Raw genomic sequence first — 15,228 nt, 5'->3', positions numbered from 1 at the left:
GCGAGGCTCAGACCTGCAGCAGATCCTGTTCTTTCTGGGCAAGCATCTTGTCGACTTCGGCAATGTACTTGTCAGTCAGCTTCTGCACATCGTCCTGGGCCTTACGCTCTTCGTCCTCGGCAATGTCCTTGGCCTTGAGCGCATCCTTCAGCGACGAGTTCGCATCACGACGCAGATTGCGGATGGCAACCTTGGCATCCTCGCCCTCGCCCTTCACAACCTTGATCAGCTCGCGACGACGCTCCTCGGTCAGTGCGGGCATCGGCACGCGCACCACGTCACCGACGGCGGAGGGATTCAGCCCCAGATCCGAATCACGAATGGCCTTCTCGACCTTGGCCAGCATGGTCTTTTCCCATGGCTGCACGCCCAGCGTGCGGGCATCCAGCAAGCTCACATTGGCGACTTGCGTGAGCTGGGTCGGCGAACCGTAGTAGTCCACCATGATGTGATCCAGCAAGCCGGTCGATGCACGGCCGGTACGCACTTTGCCGAGGTCGTTCTTCAAGACCTCGATCGACTTCTGCATCTTGCCTTCAACTGTTTTCTTCAGATCGGGAATCATGCTCTGCCCTTTATACGTATACCAAAGTACCTTCGTCCTCGCCCTGAACGACGCGTAGCAGCGCGCCCGGCTTGAAGATACTGAAAACCTTGATCGGCAACTTCTGGTCGCGACACAGCGCAAAGGCCGTGGCATCCAGCACCTGAAGATTGCGTGCGATGGCCTCGTCGAAGGTCACCGTCGTATAACGCGTCGCCGACGGATCTTTCTTCGGATCAGCCGTATAGATACCGTCAACCTTCGTTGCTTTCAAGACGATCTGCGCACCGATCTCGCTCCCACGCAGTGCTGCAGCCGTATCGGTGGTAAAAAATGGATTGCCCGTGCCGGCTGCGAAGATGACGATCTTGCCTTCCTCGAGGTGGCGGATGGCACGACCGCGAATGTACGGCTCGACCACTTGATCAACACGCAGCGCAGACTGGACGCGCGCGGTCAGCCCGGCATGCCCGAATGCATCGGCCAGCGCCATGGCGTTCATGATGGTTGCCAACATACCCATATAGTCGGCGGTGGCGCGATCCATTCCGGATGCCGCACCCGCCATACCGCGGAAGATGTTGCCTCCACCGATCACGATGCCGATCTCCACGCCCAGGCGAGCGATCTCCGCCACATCCTTGACGATGCCCGAAACCACAGACTGGTTGATGCCATAAGCATCATCACCCATCAGTGCCTCGCCGGAGAGTTTGAGCAGAATGCGTTTGTAGGCAGCAGCCATCTTTTCTCCTATCGGGTATCACGGACCATTGCGGTCCGCCTATCGGCAACGTGGGCTCTTGCGAGCCCACGTCCAGAACTACTTAGCGTGCAGCTGCGGCAGCTGCCGCTTGGGCAGCGACTTCGGCAGCGAAGTCGTTCACCTTCTTCTCGATGCCTTCGCCGACGATGAACAGCGTGAAGCTGGCCACCGATGCGGACTTGGCCTTGAGCAGTTGCTCGATGGTTTGCTTGCCATCTTCAGCCTTCACGAACACCTGGCTCAGCAGCGTCACTTCCTTGAGGAACTTCTGCACCGTGCCTTCGGCGATCTTGGCCAGCATGTCTTCCGGCTTGCCGGATTCCTTGGCTTTCTCGATCGCCACGCGACGTTCGGTTTCGATCAACGCTGCATCGACACCCGACGCGTCCAGTGCCTTTGGCTTGCTGGCTGCGATGTGCATGGCGATGTCACGGCCGAGACCTTCTTCGCCGCCAACGATGTCAACCAGCACGCCAACCTTGGCACCGCCGTGGATGTACTGCTCGGCCTTGCCTTGCGCTTCGACGCGCTGGAAGCGACGGATCGAAATGTTCTCACCGATCTTGCCGACCAGTGCCACGCGCACGGCATCAACCGTCGAATCCTGCAGCGGCAGCGCAGCGATGGCAGCGACATCGGCCGGGTTCTTGGTAGCAACGAGTTCGGCAACAGCCTTGCTGAAAGCCAGGAAGTCGTCGTTCTTGGCAACGAAGTCGGTTTCGCAATTCACTTCGACGATGGAAGCCAGCTTGCCATCGGCAGAGATGTAAGTTGCGACAATACCTTCGGCCGTCACGCGGCTGGCAGCCTTGCCGGCCTTGTTGCCCAGCTTGACGCGCAGGATCTCTTCAGCCTTGGCCAGATCGCCATCGGCCTCGGTCAAAGCCTTCTTGCATTCCATCATCGGCGCGTCGGTTTTTGCGCGCAGTTCACCCACCATGCTTGCGGTAATTGCAGCCATGCTTGCTCTCCAGATTTTCAATCAAGCCACCCTGCGCTCGTTGCTGATCAACAAACGCAAGGTCGCAAATACGATTGCACACAAAAAACAGCCGGTTGCGCCAGCGATCAATTGACGCCCACGCCCCCGGCTGCGATTTTCAGATTGCAGTATTACGCTTGTGCAGCAGCGCCTTCCTGCACTTCGACGAAGTCGTCGGACACGGCTGCCACGACGTCTTGCACGAGGTTGTTCTTGCCTTCGATCACTGCATCGGCAATGCCTTGTGCATACAGGCGGATTGCGCGGCTGGAGTCATCATTGCCTGGAATGACGTAGTCGACGCCTTCCGGGCTGTGGTTGGTATCAACCACGGCCACAACCGGAATACCCAGCTTCTTGGCTTCGGTGATGGCGATCTTGTGGTAGCCGACGTCGATCACGAAGATCGCGTCCGGCAGGCCGTTCATGTCCTTGATACCGCCGATGGACTTTTGCAGCTTCTCGAGCTCGCGCTTTGCCATCAGGGCTTCTTTCTTGGAGAGGCGATCTTGCGAGCCTTCCTCGAACATCTGTTCCATTTCCTTCAGGCGCTTGATCGAGCCCTTGACCGTCTTGAAGTTGGTCAGCATGCCGCCGAGCCAACGCTCATCAACGTAAGGCATGCCGGCGCGTTGCGCTTCTTCGGCAATGATTTCGCGAGCCTGGCGCTTGGTGCTGACCAGCATCACGGTGCCCTTGTTGGCAGCGAGCTTCTTCACGAAGCTGATGGCTTCGTTGTACTTCTGGAGGGTCTTCTCCAGATTGACGATGTGGATCTTGTTGCGATGGCCGAAGATGTACGGAGCCATCTTGGGATTCCAGAAACGGGTCTGGTGACCGAAGTGAACACCAGCCTCCAGCATTTGACGCATGGTTACAGACATTTTGATACTCCAGATTTCAGGGTTTAGCCTCCGCCTGCGGTTGCATGCAAACTGCCATGCACAGCGCCCTTGAGAAGAACTTCAGAACTTCCTCAGGGACGAACCCGATCCGCCGGCGTGCGAATTTGTGTTGCTTCCGCTGTACTGAAAGCGACACAGCCGAGCATTGTAGCAGCGGGAGCCTTGAAAATTCAAGTCAAAAGCGCAGTCCGGACTGGCGCTCACATTGCCCCGACCCGCCAAGTGCGTTAGCCTTGACCCTTCCCCGTTTCACAAAGTGCTGTAGCAATGAGTGTTGTCATCAAGACCCCCGAAGAGATCGAAAAGATGCGCGTTGCAGGCCGTCTGGCCTCCGAAGTCCTCGATTTCATTACCCCGCACGTCCAGCCCGGTATCACCACCGAAGCGCTCGACAAGCTTTGTCACGACTATATGGTCAATGTGCAAGGCACGATTCCGGCACCACTCAACTACTGCCCGCCGGGCTACACGCCCTACCCCAAATCGGTCTGCACCTCGGTCAACCACCAGGTCTGCCACGGCATTCCCGGCCCCAAGGCGCTTAAAAAAGGCGACGTCCTGAACATCGACGTGACCGTCATCAAGGACGGCTTTCATGGCGACACCAGCCGCATGTTCATCGTTGGCGACGCCAGCATCCAGGCCAAACGCCTGAGCCAGATCACGTATGAGTGCATGTGGCTGGGGATTGCGGCCGTCAAGCCGGGCGCGACACTGGGCGATATCGGTCACGTCATCCAGAAGCATGCCGAAGGCGCAGGCTTCTCCATCGTGCGCGAGTTCTGCGGCCACGGCATCGGCCGCAAGTTCCACGAAGAGCCGCAGATCGTGCATTACGGCCGTCCCGGCACGGGCATGGCGCTACGCGAAGGCATGATCTTCACCATCGAGCCGATGATCAATGCCGGCAAGGCCGCGATTTCCGAGCTCCCCGATGGCTGGACCATCGTTACGCGCGATCGCTCGCTGTCGGCACAGTGGGAGCACACCCTGGTCGTCACAGCCGACGGCGCGGAAGTACTGACAGTCTCCGAAGGTTACCCGGCGATTCCCGACTTCGTCAGCGGCACCGGCGTCCGCCTCGCCAGCTGACGCATGAGCCTCTCCGCTCCTACACCTGACCGCGGTCAGATCGACGCGCTGCGCAAGAAGCTGGCGGAGGGCAATGCTCTGCTGCGCCAGACTTACGAAACCGACAAGCGTTCCGCGCGCCTGCTGCAAGGGCGCTCACGTCTCGTCGATGGCGTGCTGGGCGAGCTCTGGCAACTCTGTGCGCTCCCGCCTGAAGTAACGCTGGTCGCCGTGGGCGGCTACGGGCGGGGCGAGCTCTACCCTTATTCGGACGTCGACATCCTCGTGTTGATGCCAACGGATGAGCCGGACGAAGTCTTGCGCGGCAAGGTCGAACGCTACATCGGCTTCCTGTGGGATCTGGGCCTCGACATCGGTCACAGCGTACGCACGGTCGATGAATGCATGATCGAATCGGCGCAGGACGTCACCGTGATGACGACCATGCTGGAATCGCGGCGCCTGACCGGCAGCCTGCCGCTGTATCGCGAGTTCCTGCGACGCATCTACATCGAGTTCAACCCGGAGTCGTTTTTCCACGCCAAGTGCGCGGAGCAGGAACAGCGTTACAACCGCTTCAATCAGACGCCTTACGCGCTGGAGCCGAACTGCAAGGAAAGCCCGGGCGGTCTGCGCGACCTGCAAGTCATCATCTGGATCTCCCTGGCAGCCGGCCTCGGCACGCGCTGGTCGAATCTGGCCAAGCAAGGGCTCATCACGCGCGAGGAAATGCGCGACCTGAATGCCGTCGAACGCTTCATGCAGCAAGTGCGTATCCGCTTGCATTACATCGCAGGTCGCCGCGAAGACCGCGTGATTTTCGATGTACAGGAAGCGTTGGCGCGCGCTTTCGGCCTTGAAGCCACCAAGGCCAAGCGCGCATCGGAAGTGATGATGCAGCGCTACTACCGCGCCGCAAAGAAGATCACTCAGCTCAACACGCTGATCCTGCAGAACATCGGCGCCCGTTACGCGCAGATCTCGCACACCGAATCACGGCCGATCGACGAGCACTTCCAGATCACGGGCGAATTGCTCGACATCGTCGACGACCAGGTTTTCGAGCGTCATCCCCCTGCAATGCTCGAAAGCTATCTGCTGATGCAGAAGCACCACGAGCTCAAGGGCATGAGCGCGCGCACGCTGCGTGCGCTGTGGCATGGCCGCAAACTGATCAATGCGGCGTTCCGCCGCGACCCGGTCAATCGCGCCAACTTCGTATCGATCTTCCAGCAGCCGCGCGGCCAGACCCACGAGCTGCGCCGCATGAACCAGTACGAAACGCTGGGCGCCTATATCCCGGCATTCGGTCGCATCGTCGGTCAGATGCAACACGATCTGTTCCACGTTTACACGGTCGATCAGCACATCCTGCAGGTCGTGCGTAATGTTCGCCGCTTTGCGCTGGAAGAGCACGGTCACGAGTACCCGCTGATGACGCGCTTGATGGCCGAGTTCCAGCGCCCCTGGGTGCTTTATCTCGCTGCGCTGTTTCACGACATCGCCAAGGGACGCGGTGGCGATCACTCCAAGCTAGGCATGGCGGACGCGCGCCGTTTCTGTCGCGAGCACGGCTTCGTCAAGGAAGATGTCGAGCTCGTCGTCTGGCTGGTCGAACAACACCTGGGCATGTCACAAGTGGCGCAGAAGAAGGATCTCGCCGACCCGGACGTCATCCGCAACTTCGCTGCAATGGCCGGGACGGAACGTCGTCTCACAGCGCTCTACCTGCTCACGCACGCCGATATCCGCGGCACCAGCCCCAAAGTGTGGAACGGCTGGAAAGGCAAACTGCTGGAAGATCTGTTCATGGCCAGCCGTCAGCTTCTGCGTGGCGACACGCCGCAACAGGCACTCGGCCTCGACGAACGCCGCGAACAAGTGCGCGAACGTCTGCGCTTCTATGGCCTTGTTCCAGACGTTGAGAACGCGCTGTGGGCCGATCTGGACACGGTGTATTTCCTGCGCCACGACATCGAGGAAATCGCCTGGCATACACGCATGCTTTATCACTGCGCGCATACCGAACGCCCCATCGTCAAAGCACGCCCCAGCCCGATCGAAAAAGGCCTGCAGGTCATGGTCTACACGCCCGACCAGAAAGATCTGTTCGTGCGTCTGTGTGCCTACTTCAGTCGCATGGGTTACACCATTCTCGACGCCAAGATCCACACCACCAACCGCGGCTACGCACTGGACAGCTTCGTCGTCTTCGACCCCGGCCATGACAGCGACTATCGAGACGTCATCAGCCTGATCGAACACGAACTGGCAGACAAACTCGCCAACCAGACAGCGATCGATGCCCCCACCTCCGGTCGAGTGTCCCGCCAGCTGAAGCATTTCCCGATCACGCCTGCCGTCAGCTTGCAACCGGACGAACGCGGTCAGCGCTTCATCCTTTCCATTGTTGCCGCCGACCGACCTGGTCTGCTCTTCACCGTGGCACGCACGCTGGCCGAACATGGCATCAACCTGCATACAGCCAAGATCGCCACACTGGGTGAGCGCGCGGAAGACACCTTCCTTGTGAGCAGCCCGTCACTCGAGAACAGCGGCAAGACCGTGCAGCTGGAGTCAGATCTGATGGAGCGCCTGCGGGTCTAGAACACGCCATCAAAGGGCTACGCGTATCGCCGGCCTTGTTGGCTTGCTCGCTGTGCTCAACAGAAAAGCAATTCAGGACAGTCCAAGCGCGGCCTGTGTGTTGGCAGTTGTTTGCCTTGCAATCTGCGCAAGCTCCACGCCACGCAATTCGGCCAGGACAGCCGCGAAACGCGCGACGTTCTCCGGCTCGTTGCGTCCTTGCGGCAACCAGGTCGGCGGAATGTCCGGCGCGTCGGATTCGAGTACCAGCGCTTCGAGCGGCAAGCGCGCCGCCAGTTCGCGAATACGCGTGGAGCCGCTATAGGTCATTGCACCGCCGAAGCCCAGCACGAAACCCAGATCGATAAAGATCTGCGCCTGCTGCACGCTACCGTTGAAGGCGTGTGCAATGCCGCCACGTGGTTTGTAGCGACGCAGGTACTTGAGTACACGATCCTGCGAGCGGCGCACATGCAATATGACAGGAAGATCAAACTCACGTGCCAGCTTGAGCTGTTCGACGAAGAACCATTCCTGACGTGCTGGATCGGCACCCTCGACAAAACCATCGAGGCCGATCTCACCGACCGCACACACGCCACCGCGTGCCAGTTGTTCACGCAGGATGTCGATGTCCGATTCCCGGGCTGCGTCGACGTACAGGGGGTGGATACCGAGGGCGCAGACGCTGCCCGGCAAGCGTGCAGCCAGCTCGCGTACGCTTTCAAAATTGAAGACGCCCACGGCAGGAATGACGAAACGCGATACACCGGCGGCCTGCGCACGCTGGATCACAGCATCGCGATCCGTGTCGAACTCGCCCGCATCGAGATGAATGTGCGAATCGATCAGCGTCAGCGCCGCAGCAGTCAGGTCAGGCAAGGGAGGGACGGAAGCCGCGGACGTGCTCATCTGACCAGCCCTCGCCGAGCGGCGTCAGCCCGCGCAGAAACGATTGGGCTCACCACCCAGCCAGGCGGATGAGTCCTTCGCCAGTCGGGTCACAGCCTCACGCAAAGCCATCGCGCCGGCTGCGGGGCTGGTCTCCTGCATCGGCACGGTTACATCAAAACCCTGTCTCAGCGATGCGGCTGGCACGCCTGTCTGCGCATCGCGCACAACGATGGCGTCTGCCGCCACCACTGCCCGCGACTTGCCGCTGGCATCTACTTCGATGATGAACTCGGCAAGGCTGAACTGCAGGCGGCAGCGCCCGTTGCCATCCGGCGCAAGTTGGCGCACCAGCCCGGTCTCCACCATCGACGCAGGGCTGGCGGCCCAGCGGTTGAGTGCATATTTGCCACGCCGCGTAGGCTGCGCGGCTTCGCGATACTGCATGTCCAGCGAGGCCACCAAGGGCTGGGCCACGACCTGCACGTTGCGTAAGGCCACAGGGCTGCGCGCAGCGCCGGCGGGGAACATGCCACCGAGATCGTGTTGCGTCAGCGTAGGTGCGGCATTCGGCAGAGAGCACGCTGCCACGAGCAGAAGCGTAGCCAAGGGCAGCAGGCTTTTCAGCTGGATGTTTTTCATTTTGATTCTCTCGGCGCGGCTGTCTCACCTGGTCCAAGCAAGCCAGGCTGCTGGCCCAGCAAGAAGCTTTGCGGCGAACGCTGGATGTCATTCAGGAAGAAATTGAGCTGCGCCGAGGTGCTCTGCAGCTCTGTGGTCAGCGCATTGATACGCGGCAAGGTGTCGCCCACCAAGCCGCTCTGCAGATCCGCACCGAGACGATCGATACGCGTCCCCGCCGCCTCGACCCTGCCCAGCGTGCGGTTCCAGTTATCGATGGCCGGCGAGAGCTTCTTGCTTACCTCGCTGAACTGGGCAACCGCCGTGTGCAGCTGCTCAGCAGTCTGCGGCGACACGATGCGGCGCACATCGCCCACCAGCAGCGGAGCCTGCTCCAATGTCTTGTTCAGATGCTCGGTGCTACTCGCCAGGTTCTTGAGCATCGTATCCATGCGGTCGATATTTTCCGGCCGCATCAATCGCGCGAAATTCTGCGAAGCCTCGTCGAGTCGGCCGATAACCTTGCGGCCCGTATCACTCGCCTGTTCGATCAAGCCGGGCTGCAACGCGATGCGCACAGGGTCTTGCCCCTTGGGCAACAAGGGGCGCGGATCCTTGCCCGTGTCATCGAGCAGTACGAAAGCATTACCGGTCAGGCCCTGGAAGCCCAGCGTGGCGACCGTGCCGTAAGTCATCGGCACGTCCTTGCGGACGCGAATCTGAACGATCACCTTGTAGGGGTCGGTATCGTCCAGATCGATGGACATGACCCGCCCCACCCGCACGCCGCGAAAGCGTACGGCAGCCTGATTGTTGAGCCCGGTGACGCCCTTGCTGGTCTCGAGCTCGTAGGTGCGGAACTCCTCTCCTCCGCCACCGAACCACCACAGGGTCAGCAGAATGCCGCTGATCAGCAGCAATGCCACCAAGCCCACAGCGAAGGCATGCGCGCGATTTTCCATTGTCTCCAGCGCCTCGGTTTCTTGTCTGGACGCGCTAGCGCATCCACGGTGTCATGGGTTCGTCGTACTGCCGCAGCGACCGGAAAAAGGTGTCGATGAAGGCATGATCGAGACACATGATTTCTTCCGGCGTGTCACAGGCCAGTATACGGCGATCCGCCATCACGGCAACGCGATTCGCCAGTGCCAGCAGGCTGTCTACGTCGTGCGTGACGAACACGACGGTCAAGCCCAGTGAGTCATGCAGGCTGCGAACCAGGCTCACGAAGCCCGCGCTTCGATCAGGATCCAGGCCCGCCGTAGGCTCATCCAGCAATAATAGTTCCGGCTCCAGCGCCAGGGCTCGAGCCAGCGCGGCACGCTTGATCATGCCGCCCGACAACTGGGCAGGCATCTGCCGCGCCGTATGCGGATCGAGTTCGACGAGCGCCAGACGGCTCATCACCAGCGTTTCCACTTCGTCTTCGTGCAGGCCGCCAAGTTCCCGCAAGGGAAAGGCGATGTTGTCGTAGACAGTCAGGGCCGAGAACAGGGCGCCGTGCTGGAACAGCATGCCGAAGCGTTGCCGGCGCAGACGCCGTTCGCGGTAGCTCCCCTGGTCATAGCGCTCACCGAATAGACGCACTTCACCCGAGGTTGGCGCCGACAGACCGGCAATGTGGCGCAGCAGAGTCGTCTTGCCCTCGCCCGAGCCGCCGACCAGCGCCAGCAGATCGCCCTGCTTCACCGACAGGTTGATGCCATCGTGCACCTGCAAGCGCCCGAAACTGGTCTTGACGTCCACGATATCGACCACACTCATCGCGGCACCCCCAGGGTGCGCGTCAGCACGGCAAAGATCGCGTCGATGATGATCACGGCCGTGATGCTGCTCACCACCGACGCCGTGGTATTCGTCGACAAGCTCTCGGTGTTCGGTTTGACTCGCAAACCATAGTGGCAGCCGATCATGGCGATGGTCATGCCGAATACCGCACCTTTGCCCAATCCGATGCCGATATTGCCAAGCGGCACCACGGTGGGCAGACGCTCGAAAAAATTCCAGATGTCGATATTCAGCTGCATTTTGGCGGCCAGTGCGCCGCCCACCAATGCCAGCCCGGACGTCCAGGCCACCAGCAATGGCATGGCCAGCGTCAGCGCCACGACCTTGGGCAGGATCAGGCGCTGATGACGCGACACCCCCATCGCGGCCAGCGCATCGATCTCCTCCGTCACGCGCATGACCCCAAGCTGCGCGGTGATGGCCGAGCCGGAACGACCCGCCACCAGAATGGCCACCAGCACCGGGCCCAGCTCTCGGATGACGCCAAAGCCCAGGATGTTGATCAGAAAGGTTTCAGCACCGAAATTCTGCAACTGCAGCGCTGACAGATAGCTCAGCACGATGCCGATCAGAAAGCCCAGCAAGGCCGCTACCGGCAAGGCCTGCACGCCGGTCTTGTATGCCGCAGCCGAAGTCTCGACCCAGGGAATTTCTCCCGGGTGCTGCGGTAGCCGCCATAGCTCGGAGGTGACGTGCCCGATGAGTTCGATCATGCCGCGCACATGACTGCCCACCTCCAGCAATCCCTGACCCAGGCGCTGGAACAGGGAATGCATGCGATGTGGCGGCGGTGGCGGCTCAGGTTCTGGCGGGTGCTGGATGCGCTCGAATGAGTTGACCAGCAGGCCCGGCATGACGAGTGCCTCAGGGTAGCGCTGACCCCAGGTGCGCCACAGCAGCAACGCGCCGAAGGCGTCGAGGCGTTCGACCCCCGACAGATCCCAACTCATCTCGGCGGCCGAACTGGCCAGATCGCGCCGCAAGGCATGCAGGCGCGGGCGCATGCAGGCAAGCGTCCAGTGCCCATGCAGGGCAAAGCCGGCGCGGGTGATATCAATGCGCGGCGGCGTCAAGGCTTCTGCATGGTGGGCCCGCAACTTCATCGATTTGCGCTCCGCAGCGCTGCGCGACCGTGCCGGGTAAAGATCACGATCAGCCCGCTGCCAATGGGGTCTGCTGCCCTGCTGCTTGAATCGGCTGTTTGCTGACTTTGAGGCGCAGCGTGCGACCCAGTCGCGCCCACTGCTGCTCTTCTTCCTGCAAGGCCGCGGCGGTCAGCGGCATGTCGTGCAACCAGTCGGCCGCTGCATGCAGGACGTGGCCGCGCTTGTCGCGCTCCACGCCAAGACCGGTCGGCGAACGCGTATCGCGCGCGCGATGTACGACGACAGCCAGGCGCAAGCACAGGATCAGATCCCAGTCCGGGCTGTCCGGATCAATCGACTGGACGCGCTCGAGCTTGCCACGATGCGCCAGGGCCAGACGCGCGAGGCGCCCCTGATCCATGCGCGAAAACCCCGGCATATCCGCATTGGCGAGGATGTATGCGGTGTGCTTGTGATAGCTCGAATGCGCGACCGACAGACCGATCTCATGCAACAGCGCTGCCCATTCGAGGAAGCGGCGATCAGGACTCTCCGGATCCGCGCACTCCGGATGCAACTGGGTCAGCAAGCTCAAGGCGGTGTCAGCGACGCGGCGCGCCTGCTTGCGTTCGACCTGGTAGCGCTTCGTAAACGCCGCGACGGTGGCATCACGCAGGTCATGTCGATGGTAGCGACCCAGCAGGTCGTAGAGCACGCCAAGCCGCAAGGCGCCATCCGAGAACACCATGTGCTCGAGCTCGAACTCCTTGAAGATCGCCGACAAGATGGCAAAGCCACCCATGAAAACGGGCATGCGATCGGACTTCAGCCCTTCAAGCTGCAGGTTGTCGACATGTCCGGCCTTGAGCATCACGTTGCGCAGCTTTTCAAGACCGTCGCGCGTGATGCCACTGGACGAGAAACCATTGAGCTCGAGCACGTCGCACACGGCCTTGGCCGAACCACTGGAGCCGACCGCCAGTTCCCAGCCGCTTTGCTTGTACGCACTGACGATGGCCTGCAACTCCTGGCGCGCGGCCAGTTCGGCCTCGCGCATGCTGGCGCGCTCGATTGCACCATCCGGGAAATAGCGCAGCGTGTAGCTGACGCAACCCATGTAGAGCGATTCCAGCTGGATGGGCTCAAAGCTGCGGCCGATGATGAACTCGGTCGAACCGCCGCCGATGTCCACGACCAGCTGCTGCAGGTCTGGCTCGGGCAAGGTGTGGGCCACGCCAACGTAGATAAGACGTGCTTCCTCACGGCCGGCAATGACTTCGATCGGGAAACCCAGCGCTTCTTCGGCGCGGACGAGAAATTCGGGGCTGTTCTTGGCTACACGCAGGGTATTGGTGGCAACACAACGCACGGCATCCGGCGCAAAGCCGCGCAAGCGCTCGTTGAAACGCCGTAAAGCCGTGAGGCCGCGCATCTGCGCAGCCTGATCGAGCATCTTGTCTGGCCCCAGCCCTGCCGCAAGGCGCACTGGCTCCTTGAGATTGTCCAGCGCATAGATCTGGTCGCCGACCACGCGGCCAACGATCAGCCGGAAGCTGTTCGAGCCGAGATCCACAGCGCAGACGAGTTCATGATTCATGGCTTGAGCGACTTCCTGAAACGGTTAGGGCGCATTGTATCGCGGATACCCGGAGGCCCAAGCTTGCCCGCCAAGGCCTCAGCAAAAAGAGCGCCCGATATCGCATGCCGCCCCAAAGCACGAATTGGCGTCTTTTTTTCAGCCCATTGCCGTAACCAAACTGCAATGAAAGTGTCACACAATAGCCACTGCTCCGCATCAGCATGGCATGAGGCCAGTCATCCCCGTGCTGGTCGCCCATATATCCGCTCCCGCATTCGGGCCACTCCGGAAAGCCACTCGATGAACCATTCCGACCACAAACGCGTTGCCCCGCCCGAGGGCCTGATCAATCGCGAGGTTTCCCTGCTGGCTTTCCAGCGACGCGTGCTGGCGCAGGCCGCCGACGAAACCGTGCCGCTGCTCGAACGGCTGAAGTTCCTGTGCATCGTCTCAAGCAACCTCGACGAATTCTTCGAGATCCGCATCGCCGGCCTGAAAGAACAGATTCGCACCGGCACCGTGCTGCCCGGCGGCATCCGCCCGCAGGCGCTGTATGACGAAGTCTGCGGCGAAGTCCACAAGATCGTTGCCGAGCAATACGCGCTGCTCAATGACAACATCCTGCCTGCCATGGAGCAGGAAGGCATCGTCTTCTTCCGCCGCTCGCTGTGGACCGATGCGCAACGCGAATGGATCGGCCAGCACTTCCTCAACGAAGTCATGCCGGTGCTGACGCCGGTCGGGCTCGATCCGGCCCACCCCTTCCCGCGCGTGCTCAACAAGAGCTTGAACTTTGCTGTCGAACTCGAAGGGCGCGATGCCTTCGGTCGCAACAGCAATGCCGCCATCGTGCAGGCGCCGCGTTCGCTGCCGCGCGTGATCCGCCTGCCGCGCGAGCTGACCGGTGTCGACAACGGCTTCGTATTCCTCTCGTCCGTCGTGCATGCGCATGTCGGCGAATTGTTCTCCGGCATGAACGTGCTCGGCTGCTACCAGTTCCGCGTCACGCGCAACAGCGACCTGTTCGTCGATGAAGAAGAAGTGAAGGATCTGCGCAAGACGCTGCAAGGTGAATTGCAGCAGCGCAACTTCGGCGACGCCGTGCGTCTCGAAGTCGCCGACAACTGCTCGCCGCAGATGACCGACTTCCTGTTGCAGCAATTCGAACTCGGCCGTGACGAGCTGTATCGCGTGCCCGGCATCGTCAATCTCGTGCGCCTGATGCAGGTGCCCGACTGGGTCGAGCGCCCCGACCTGAAGTACGCGCCATTCGTGCCGGCGCTGCCCAAGGGCCTCGACAAGCGCAGCAATATGTTCGATGCCATCCGCAAGGGCGACATCCTGCTGCACCACCCCTTCCAGAGTTTCTCGCCCGTCGTCGAACTGCTGAGCACGGCTGCGGACGATCCGCAGGTGCTCGCCATCCGCATGACCGTGTATCGCACCGGCACCGACTCCGTGCTGATGGAGCAGTTGCTGCGCGCCGCGCGCAAGGGCAAGGAAGTGAATGTCGTGGTCGAGCTGATGGCGCGCTTCGACGAAGAGGCCAACATCAACTGGGCGGCCAAGCTGGAAGATGCCGGCGCCCACGTCGTGTACGGCGTGTTCGGCTACAAGACGCATGCCAAGATGCTGCTGATCGTGCGTCGCGAGGAAGACGAAAATGGCAAAAGCATACTGCGCCGCTACGTCCACCTCGGCACCGGCAACTATCACCCGCGCACCACGCGCTTCTATACCGACTTCGGCCTGATGACGGTCAACGAGGAAATCGGCGCCGACGCGCACGAAGTCTTCAAGCAGCTGACCGGCCTCGGCCGCGCCGAGACCCTGCGTCACCTGTGGCAGGCCCCCTTCTCCCTGCAACCCAGCGTGGTGGCCGCCATCGATGCGGAAGCCGACATCGCTCGTCAGGGTCGCAAGGGCCGCATCATCGCCAAGATGAATGCGCTCATGGAAGGCGAGACCATCCAGGCGCTGTACGACGCCTCGCAAGCCGGCGTGGAGATCGATCTCATCGTACGCGGCCCCTGCGCGCTACGCCCCGGCGTGCCAGGCATGTCGGAGAACATCAAGGTGCGCTCCGTCGTCGGCCGCTTCCTTGAGCACTCACGCATCTTCTATTTCAACGCCGATGGCGAGGAGAAGCTCTACCTTTCCAGCGCCGACTGGATGGATCGCAACTTCTTCCGCCGCATCGAGGCCGCCTTCCCCATCCTCGATCCGAAGATCAAACGCCGCGTCATCAAGGAAGGCCTCAAGCCCTACCTGATGGACAACAGCCAGGCCTGGGAGATGGACGGCGAATCAGGCACCTACCGCAAGCGCAGCAGTCGCGGCGCACGTCACTGCGCGCAAGATCTGCTGCTCAGGGAAGTCGGTGGCGTAGGCGGTATTGTGGGTTGACCCC

At 61.3% G+C, this 15,228-nt stretch carries 13 protein-coding genes; 3 read left to right on the top strand and 10 right to left on the bottom strand.

What is annotated here, in order from left to right:
* Positions 1-7: 7 nt before the first annotated feature.
* The 4 genes from frr to rpsB form a co-directional block, all read right to left on the bottom strand.
* Positions 8-565, bottom strand: a complete 558-nt coding sequence (gene frr, locus VVD49_RS12210; protein ID WP_327599457.1) for a ribosome recycling factor — start codon at positions 563-565, stop codon at positions 8-10.
* 10 nt (positions 566-575) lie between these two features.
* Positions 576-1,289, bottom strand: coding sequence for a UMP kinase (gene pyrH / locus VVD49_RS12205; RefSeq protein ID WP_327599456.1), 714 nt, complete (start codon positions 1,287-1,289; stop codon positions 576-578).
* An 82-nt stretch (positions 1,290-1,371) separates the two neighbouring features.
* Positions 1,372-2,271 carry a translation elongation factor Ts gene (gene tsf / locus VVD49_RS12200; protein ID WP_327599455.1) on the bottom strand — a complete coding sequence of 300 codons (900 nt, stop codon included), beginning with the start codon at positions 2,269-2,271 and terminating at the stop codon, positions 1,372-1,374.
* 152 nt (positions 2,272-2,423) lie between these two features.
* Positions 2,424-3,176 carry a 30S ribosomal protein S2 gene (gene rpsB / locus VVD49_RS12195; RefSeq protein WP_327599454.1) on the bottom strand — a complete coding sequence of 251 codons (753 nt, stop codon included), beginning with the start codon at positions 3,174-3,176 and terminating at the stop codon, positions 2,424-2,426.
* A 288-nt stretch (positions 3,177-3,464) separates the two neighbouring features.
* Here rpsB and map point away from each other — a divergent pair, with 288 nt between their 5' ends.
* Positions 3,465-4,289: a type I methionyl aminopeptidase gene (gene map / locus VVD49_RS12190; protein ID WP_327599453.1), complete on the top strand. Its 825-nt coding sequence runs from the start codon at positions 3,465-3,467 to the stop codon at positions 4,287-4,289.
* A gap of 3 nt (positions 4,290-4,292) precedes the next feature.
* The gene (locus VVD49_RS12185; RefSeq protein ID WP_327599452.1) at positions 4,293-6,875 is read left to right on the top strand and encodes a [protein-PII] uridylyltransferase; all 2,583 of its coding nucleotides are present in this window, start codon (positions 4,293-4,295) and stop codon (positions 6,873-6,875) included.
* Positions 6,876-6,947: 72 nt separating this feature from the next.
* Here the strand turns inward: VVD49_RS12185 and VVD49_RS12180 are convergent, their stop codons facing one another.
* The 6 genes from VVD49_RS12180 to ppx are packed head-to-tail and all read right to left on the bottom strand — an operon-like array spanning position 6,948 to position 12,836.
* Positions 6,948-7,766 carry a TatD family hydrolase gene (locus VVD49_RS12180; protein ID WP_327599451.1) on the bottom strand — a complete coding sequence of 273 codons (819 nt, stop codon included), beginning with the start codon at positions 7,764-7,766 and terminating at the stop codon, positions 6,948-6,950.
* A gap of 24 nt (positions 7,767-7,790) precedes the next feature.
* Entirely contained in the window at positions 7,791-8,387 is a 597-nt protein-coding gene (locus VVD49_RS12175) for a hypothetical protein (protein ID WP_327599450.1), read from the bottom strand.
* Entirely contained in the window at positions 8,384-9,328 is a 945-nt protein-coding gene (locus VVD49_RS12170; RefSeq protein ID WP_327599449.1) for an MlaD family protein, read from the bottom strand. Before VVD49_RS12170 ends, VVD49_RS12175 begins: the two co-directional genes overlap by 4 nt.
* Before the next feature lie 34 nt (positions 9,329-9,362).
* Positions 9,363-10,130, bottom strand: a complete 768-nt coding sequence (locus VVD49_RS12165) for an ABC transporter ATP-binding protein (protein ID WP_327599448.1) — start codon at positions 10,128-10,130, stop codon at positions 9,363-9,365.
* Positions 10,127-11,257 (bottom strand): MlaE family ABC transporter permease, encoded by a 1,131-nt coding sequence (locus tag VVD49_RS12160; RefSeq protein ID WP_327599447.1) that lies wholly within the window; start codon positions 11,255-11,257, stop codon positions 10,127-10,129. The genes VVD49_RS12165 and VVD49_RS12160 overlap by 4 nt, the downstream gene beginning before the upstream one ends.
* A 49-nt stretch (positions 11,258-11,306) precedes the next feature.
* Positions 11,307-12,836 carry an exopolyphosphatase gene (ppx, locus tag VVD49_RS12155; RefSeq protein ID WP_327599446.1) on the bottom strand — a complete coding sequence of 510 codons (1,530 nt, stop codon included), beginning with the start codon at positions 12,834-12,836 and terminating at the stop codon, positions 11,307-11,309.
* A gap of 282 nt (positions 12,837-13,118) precedes the next feature.
* On the opposite strand from ppx, the gene ppk1 reads away from it, so the two are divergent.
* Positions 13,119-15,224, top strand: a complete 2,106-nt coding sequence (gene ppk1 / locus VVD49_RS12150; RefSeq protein ID WP_327599445.1) for a polyphosphate kinase 1 — start codon at positions 13,119-13,121, stop codon at positions 15,222-15,224.
* The last annotated feature ends 4 nt before the right edge of the window (positions 15,225-15,228 follow it).

The organism is Uliginosibacterium silvisoli, assembly GCF_036017035.1.
Lineage (GTDB): Bacteria > Pseudomonadota > Gammaproteobacteria > Burkholderiales > Rhodocyclaceae > Viridibacterium > Viridibacterium silvisoli.
The sequence above is the reverse complement of the archived record's forward strand: the minus strand, read 5'-3'. Positions and strand labels throughout refer to the sequence as shown.

Bases quoted from the DNA above. Each gene is read 5' to 3' on its own strand.
- frr (WP_327599457.1), bottom strand. From the start codon at position 565: ATGATTCCCGATCTGAAGAAAACAGTTGAAGGCAAGATGCAGAAGTCG.
- pyrH (WP_327599456.1), bottom strand. From the start codon at position 1,289: ATGGCTGCTGCCTACAAACGCATTCTGCTCAAACTCTCCGGCGAGGCA.
- tsf (WP_327599455.1), bottom strand. From the start codon at position 2,271: ATGGCTGCAATTACCGCAAGCATGGTGGGTGAACTGCGCGCAAAAACC.
- rpsB (WP_327599454.1), bottom strand. From the start codon at position 3,176: ATGTCTGTAACCATGCGTCAAATGCTGGAGGCTGGTGTTCACTTCGGT.
- map (WP_327599453.1), top strand. From the start codon at position 3,465: ATGAGTGTTGTCATCAAGACCCCCGAAGAGATCGAAAAGATGCGCGTT.
- VVD49_RS12185 (WP_327599452.1), top strand. From the start codon at position 4,293: ATGAGCCTCTCCGCTCCTACACCTGACCGCGGTCAGATCGACGCGCTG.
- VVD49_RS12180 (WP_327599451.1), bottom strand. From the start codon at position 7,766: ATGAGCACGTCCGCGGCTTCCGTCCCTCCCTTGCCTGACCTGACTGCT.
- VVD49_RS12175 (WP_327599450.1), bottom strand. From the start codon at position 8,387: ATGAAAAACATCCAGCTGAAAAGCCTGCTGCCCTTGGCTACGCTTCTG.
- VVD49_RS12170 (WP_327599449.1), bottom strand. From the start codon at position 9,328: ATGGAAAATCGCGCGCATGCCTTCGCTGTGGGCTTGGTGGCATTGCTG.
- VVD49_RS12165 (WP_327599448.1), bottom strand. From the start codon at position 10,130: ATGAGTGTGGTCGATATCGTGGACGTCAAGACCAGTTTCGGGCGCTTG.
- VVD49_RS12160 (WP_327599447.1), bottom strand. From the start codon at position 11,257: ATGAAGTTGCGGGCCCACCATGCAGAAGCCTTGACGCCGCCGCGCATT.
- ppx (WP_327599446.1), bottom strand. From the start codon at position 12,836: ATGAATCATGAACTCGTCTGCGCTGTGGATCTCGGCTCGAACAGCTTC.
- ppk1 (WP_327599445.1), top strand. From the start codon at position 13,119: ATGAACCATTCCGACCACAAACGCGTTGCCCCGCCCGAGGGCCTGATC.